Here is a 6,609-nt window from a genome sequence, read left to right on the forward strand (position 1 = left end):
GGAATTGACGTAGATATCTGAGATATTCTCGTTTTTCAAAAATAATATTACATAATTTACCAGATTTTATTCAATTTTGCTCAGCATTATAGTAGATGCTCCCATCACGCTGTTATCAGCAATAGTGACGGGGCGGCTGCTACATTAGTTGAGGAAAATGTGATGTTAGTGCCCAAAACAGCAATTGCTCGAAACATGCTCGCACTGGTTGCCGCGGGGGTAGCGACCACCGTCGCCACCGCGAGCATCCTACTTTGGATGTCATATCGAGCTGTGGAAGAGCGTTCAGTGTCGGAGCTGATCGGAGCGGCCCACGCAAGCGCCGGAAAGATTGAAACCCATTTTGCGAGAGTCACCGAACTTGGCTGGAATATCAGCTCCACCGTAGCGTCCTTGGCGTCGTCGATGGAACATCCAAGCCGCGAAGACACGACCCAAATCATGCGGAAGCTCCTGACGGACAACAGCTTCGTCGTCGGAATTGGGCTGATCTGGGAGCCTAATGCCTTTGACAAAAAGGACGCGGAATTTCGCAACAAGCCAGGGCACGACGATACCGGTCGCTACGTTCCCTATGTGAGCCGAGGCGATGGGCAAGTTGATCTTTCAGCGGTCGCAGACTACGACAAACCCGGTGCAGGTGACTTCTATCTTGTACCCAAGGCATCCGGCAAGGATTTGCTGACCGAGCCCTACGCTTACAAGATTGGAAACAAGATGGTCACGATGACATCATTCGTGACCCCCATTTCAATTGATGGAAAATTCGTGGGCAGCGTTGGGATCGATAGTTCGCTTGAGGCTTTAACTGGCGAGGTTGCTCAACTGAAGCCGCTCGGAGCAGGCTATGTCGCCTTACTAAGCCCCAAGGGGAATGTGATAAGCCATCCTGACAAAGAGACCCTCGGGAAGGCTTTGGCAGAGTCCGGATTGGACACAAAGTCCTGGCAAGACATGATTTCCAATCCAGGCAAAGCCTACGAGATAAAGGATCGCGAAGGCACTCCCTTTATTTCCGTTGCTGTTACGGTACCACTTGCTGCAGATGAGACCTGGTTCATTGTCGCGAGCGTTCCAAAGGCAGTTGTCTTCTCGAAGGTTAGGTCTCTGGCCATCGCTTCCATAATGATCATCGCAGTTGCTGCAGGTTTGATGATTGTCGTCGGCTGGTACCTCGCGTCGCGTATCCGGAAGCGTCTTGAAAGTGTGATACTTGCGACGAGCGATATCGCTCGTGGAAAGACTGATGTCGACTTGTCGCAGTCGGCATTCAACGATGAGATTGGCGAAATGGCGCGCTCCCTTTCCGTTTTGCGTGATGCGTCTGTCGCCAAAAACCGATTGGAGCAGGAGGCAGAGCGCGATCGTGCGCTTACGGAAAAGGAACGCCGCCAACGCGTAGAGGAGGCGGAGGAGCGCGAGGGCCAGACGCGCGCTGCAGTTGAAGCGCTCGGTGAAGGCCTTAACAAGCTCGCTGATGGTGATATGACCCACAGTATCGATCAGGCATTTGCAGGCTCGCTAGACCAGTTGCGACATGACTTCAACACGTCGGTGGCTAAACTTCGGACTACTTTGGCATCAGTCGGAAACACTGCGAGCGTAATCCGCGCCGGTTCCTCCGAGATCAGAACCGCCTCCGACGACCTTGCTAAACGCACAGAGCAGCAGGCCGCTTCTGTCGAGGAAACTGCCGCAGCACTTGAGGAAATTTCCAGTTCGCTTAAGGATGCAACACGACGTGCTGAGGATGCTGGCGTTCTCGTTGAGCAGACGCGATACGGCGCGGAGAAATCTGGAGACGTCGTCAAGCGCGCCATCGCTGCTATGACTGGTATCGAGAGCTCTGCACGTGAAATCTCGAACATCATAACAGTGATCGACGAGATCGCGTTCCAGACCAACCTTCTCGCGTTGAATGCCGGTGTGGAAGCGGCGCGAGCCGGAGAAGCGGGTAAAGGCTTTGCCGTCGTCGCTCAAGAGGTGCGGGAGCTTGCTCAAAGGTCGGCAGGCGCCGCCCGTGAAATCAAGGCACTAATTTCAAGGTCCGGAGATCACGTCAACATCGGCGTTGAACTCGTTGGCGAGACGGGGACCGCTCTGCTCGAAATCATAAACCAAGTCCAAGAGATCGATCAGAACGTAGCGGCTATCGTTCGCTCATCGCGAGAACAATCAACAGGCCTGAAGGAAATTAGCGAAGCTGTTAACAACATTGATCAGGCTACGCAAAAAAATGCAGCTATGGTGGAAGAGCAGACCGCTGCAAGTCATGAACTGGCAACGGAAGCGGGCGAACTGCACCGGCTAATCGCACAGTTTAATGTAGACAAGACCCGCACCTCTGGCGAGCCTCTCCGTCGTCCTGTCGCCGTTTCTGAAATTGAGCATCGGCCGGTAGCATCCGCAGCCCGAAGGCTTGGGAGCACTGTCGCACGTGCCTTTGGCGGCTAGCCGGTCGGTAACAGTTAAAATTGCGTATGACAGGAGGGAGGACTTTCAACGTCCTCCCTACACCTGACAAAACCGATTCAAAGCTTACTTCGTCAAACCACCTATATCATTGATAATAATCTCAAAATCAGTGCCATAGGAGCGGATCGACGCTATTGTTACGTTTGAGAAACCACAGGGACTTCGACGTCCTCGAGAAAAACAGTCCCACCCCAGCGGCGAACAGGAAAGAACGAGCGCCCGAATGATCCTATCGCACAGCCATTTTGGGGCATGCCTGTGAGGATCAACCGTCTCGTCGTCCTGCCGGGTGACTATGCTGAAGATATCAATTGAAGGAGTGGCGGCATGCCGGCTCAAGCAGACTTCGTAGTGCAGTCTTCATAATCAGCCGCAGATTGGCGATCGGCTAGCAAACAAGCTCTGAAACCCAATCTATCAACATCCGCTATCGGTTCCGACCTTCTCGCCTTGATTGGAAATGGACCGGTGACACAGTAGTCACAGACGCTATCCGTCTGAATCACAATGGAATTCTATCATAAAGCGATTTAAGGTCTGATGACAGTTAACCACGAACCGTCCAGGTGCGAAGCAGTACTTGTCGCATTCAGGTTTCCACAATCCGGCGATTGACCCAACCTGCCTCAAGGATTTCGCATCAAGTTGCACCATTATTTGTTGAAGTTTTGTGGCAATCTGGTCATCGCTTTATGAATGATTGACGAAACCCGGCTGGCGTCGATAAGACGAATAACAACTCTGCTTTGCAGACAATTTAGATTTCGTGCGAAGGGCCGTTGATGATCAGCAACTCCATATCAAGTATAAAGACCTCAGTCAGTAAAATGATCGTGGAGGAAGACATCGGAAGAAAAGTCATCGACACAATAATACCCAACGGAATCCCGTTGGGTACAGAATCCGAAATGTGGGACTACAAACGCGAAATCATTGGTGAGAATCTCGAGCAAACCGACAAGAAACTCAAGTACCACGAGTTACTTAAGGACGTCGTCTCGTTTCACAACGGATATGGTGGATACATTATATCGGGAATTGATGAAAAGAAAGATAGCCCCCTCGTCGGAACGAATGAAATTGTTGATGCTTCGGAGCTCAATGACCTGATATCTGCTTACACAAGTGGATCATTCAAATGTTTTGCTCAAGTGCACAGGACGTCCGGAGCGAGGATTGTGCTGTTACACATACCAAAGCGGCCTGCCCATTTAGATCCCGTTCGGTTTATCAAGACTCCATCGGGGCTAGGATCGCAAAAGCCTTATTCAGTCGGAGACATCTATATAAGAGCCGACGATAAGTGTCGACCGGCGAACAAGGAGATATCAGACTGGAAGCTCCTTTTGTCTGACAGAGTTTTTGGTATTGCTCAAACAGAAAAACGAAGTGGCGCAATCAAACACCATTTGCCGTCGCCTGATGCGGAACTTGTTCAATTTGTCGGGCGCGAAGAGGAGCTATCTCAGCTTCGGTCTTGGCTTTCCAGCCCGCATTATCCGACGAGGATGATTACCGGTATAGGTGGACTAGGAAAAACCGCTCTCGCAAGACAATTTGTACAGGAAGTAGTCGACTTTAAGTATCCCGGAATTGAAAAAATATTATGGTATAGTGCCAAGCGTCGAACTTTTGCAGCTCTTCGTGGTGCAATGGTTGATATGACCAAGTACGACTACACAGACACTCTATCACTTTTGAATCGAATGCTAACAGACTTTGTTGGTGAAGGTGCCAGCGACGAAGATGCAACTGTCACAGAGCTCCAAGACCTTCTTTTGGATTGTTTGGCAATGTGCCCTACGCTGTTCGTTATCGACGATATTGATAGCTTGTCTGAAGTTGAACAGAGGCTTTGTGTATCCGAAATCAACAACTTGATACTCAGAACCGTTGGGCGAGAACATCATCCTTCACGGGCTCTTATCACATCGCGGCTAGACCAAGGGTTATCGCCGACGGCCGTGATGAAGATTAGCGGCTTGCACAAATCTGCATTTGACCAGCACGTGGACAATGTCTCTACTCAGTTCAGAGTTGCAAAACTGAAAAATTCGTTGGTGGATGATTATTTTCGGGTTTCTTCAGGATCTCCCCTGTTCGCGTCATCAATGATCCGGCTGATATCATTGGGTGAAGACCCGAAAACGCTGCCCACTAAATGGACAGGTTCGCTTGGCGAGGACATTAGAGAGTTTGCTTTCTCCAGAGAGCTTCAAATGCTTTCTCATCACGCCGCATCGACCCTGCTGGCGATAATTCGACTAGAAAAGGCGAGTATATCCGAGTTATCAGAAGCTCTAATGTTTCCAGTTCGCCGCTTCAACGACCTAACTGGTGAACTCCAGAAATTCCACCTCGTATCAACAGTTGACAATAAAGGGATTGTGCCAACGTTCTCAGCTTCGAGCGAACTCGTGTCTGTAATCGCTCCTCTTAAGGAAAAGCTCGGTCAGACCTCTCTAAATATCGAGCGCGATTGCGCAAGGATCAAGAAAGAAAGGAACAAGACACCTGCGAGCCTAGCGCAAAGTATCCACGCAGTTATCGGACTACTGAAGAACAGCCGCCCGCAAGACGCATTCGATAAAGCGAAACTGATTTTACAGGAAAATAAAAAAATCCGGACGCTCATTGTCTTTTTGCACGCACAGCATTGGAGATATCCACTCCGGCTTTGGACGACGCAAATTCCAGCGTCGAGTTTGCTATCAATAATGGCTGTACACGCCCAGAGCTTGATAGCCTCTATGTGGACGTCAAATACGGAATAGAGGATTGGAAATCTCTGGTCGAATATTTTAGAAAAAAACCAAATCACATTGCTTACCCGAAAAATAATCTGATAATTTATGTTGAAGCAATGGCAGAGACTGCAAAAATCATGATCTCTGCAAATCGCAGAAAAGACGCTTCTGAGCTCACATTCAACGCAATACGCATTGCGTACGGGAAGATCAACTCGTTCCAAGAAGTCGAGGTTTCACGCCTAAACGCGCATTTTGCAGTCTTGACGGATACCTTCATCCAGGCGGAAGGCGCTTCTGGGGGGGATCAAGGTTCCATGCTCAATTCAGCTTTTGCTTACAATGATCTGTCCCACACGGGGTATAGGCGATACCTTCATACACAGCTCGCAGTGGCCGCATTGTCGAAGTATGTCTCTAGCGTAAATCCATCTCGCATCAACGTAAAGCAATCGGAACAAACGCGACTAATATTTACAAGAATAACTGACACCGTCGTTCAGGGAAAAAGATACGCGGTCGGCAATGAGGACTATTCTAGATTAGTTTGTGAATTGGACGCTATCGCTGATCGTCTCAAATCGTGGAGGCAATATTCCCCATGATGGATCTCGTTCAATCTCTAGCGCCATTGCCTGGCGCTCGAGACCCTCTACTAGATAATGTCACGATGAAGCTCACAGCTTCCGTCTTGAACATCTTTGAAAACGGGCGGTCAGCTTCAATTCCACCTGATCAGCGGGCTCTATGAGCGCACCCCTACTATCGTCACGACGAACCCGGCATTCGGTGAATGGCTATCGGTGTTCGGTGATGCCAAAATGACGACAGCACTACTCGACCGTCTGACCCACCATTGCGAAACCGTCGAGACGGAAACGAATCTTGGCGCTTCAAAGGTATGCCTCCACCTAGGGCTGTCTGCCCGATTTCGATGATTGTCCTTAACTCCATGGCTTATGTCATCCTCTACAATCATTTCACCCGTTGAGGTTCTCGCTGCCGATGATCTTGGCCGTCGTCGGGATTGGACGAACGAAGAGAAGATCAGGATAGTTGAGGAAAGTCTGGAGGGGTCTCGCCGGGGTTCTGCTGCGGCTCGACACTATGATTATCGCGGTCTTTGCTGACCCGGTGGCGTCGGGAATAATGGTCGCAAATTTTCCCCACCGTCGACGAAAGCGATCTGGAGTCATCGTCGTGCCTTCATCGGCGTCATAGACGAAGTCGGCTGATCTAACCGGCTTTTCCGTGCTATGGGGTATGCCCTTAGCGTGAGCGTCCGGTGAGCTGTGTCAATACCGCGTGAATTTTCCCCAGAAGTGCCGAAGTAAAATTCCCCACTTATGCCGACGTGGATGCCAGGGAGAACGGAGGATTTTTCGGC

The 6,609-nt window shown here is 50.1% G+C and carries 2 protein-coding genes and 1 pseudogene; all 3 read left to right on the forward strand.

Features of this window, described 5'->3' with window-relative positions:
• Positions 1 to 162: 162 nt before the first annotated feature.
• Positions 163 to 2,454 carry a methyl-accepting chemotaxis protein gene (locus tag FB593_RS25365; protein WP_145167276.1) on the forward strand — a complete coding sequence of 764 codons (2,292 nt, stop codon included), beginning with the start codon at positions 163 to 165 and terminating at the stop codon, positions 2,452 to 2,454.
• Positions 2,455 to 3,257: 803 nt separating this feature from the next.
• Positions 3,258 to 5,249: an RNA-binding domain-containing protein gene (locus FB593_RS25370; RefSeq protein WP_145167277.1), complete on the forward strand. Its 1,992-nt coding sequence runs from the start codon at positions 3,258 to 3,260 to the stop codon at positions 5,247 to 5,249.
• Positions 5,250 to 5,926: 677 nt separating this feature from the next.
• Positions 5,927 to 6,213: pseudogene (locus FB593_RS25375) on the forward strand (ATP-binding protein); the annotation flags it as partial.
• Positions 6,214 to 6,609 lie beyond the last annotated feature (396 nt).

This window comes from Rhizobium sp. SJZ105 (genome assembly GCF_007828365.1).
GTDB lineage: Bacteria > Pseudomonadota > Alphaproteobacteria > Rhizobiales > Rhizobiaceae > Agrobacterium > Agrobacterium tumefaciens.

Bases quoted from the DNA above. Each gene is read 5' to 3' on its own strand.
- FB593_RS25365 (WP_145167276.1), top strand. From the start codon at position 163: ATGTTAGTGCCCAAAACAGCAATTGCTCGAAACATGCTCGCACTGGTT.
- FB593_RS25370 (WP_145167277.1), top strand. From the start codon at position 3,258: ATGATCAGCAACTCCATATCAAGTATAAAGACCTCAGTCAGTAAAATG.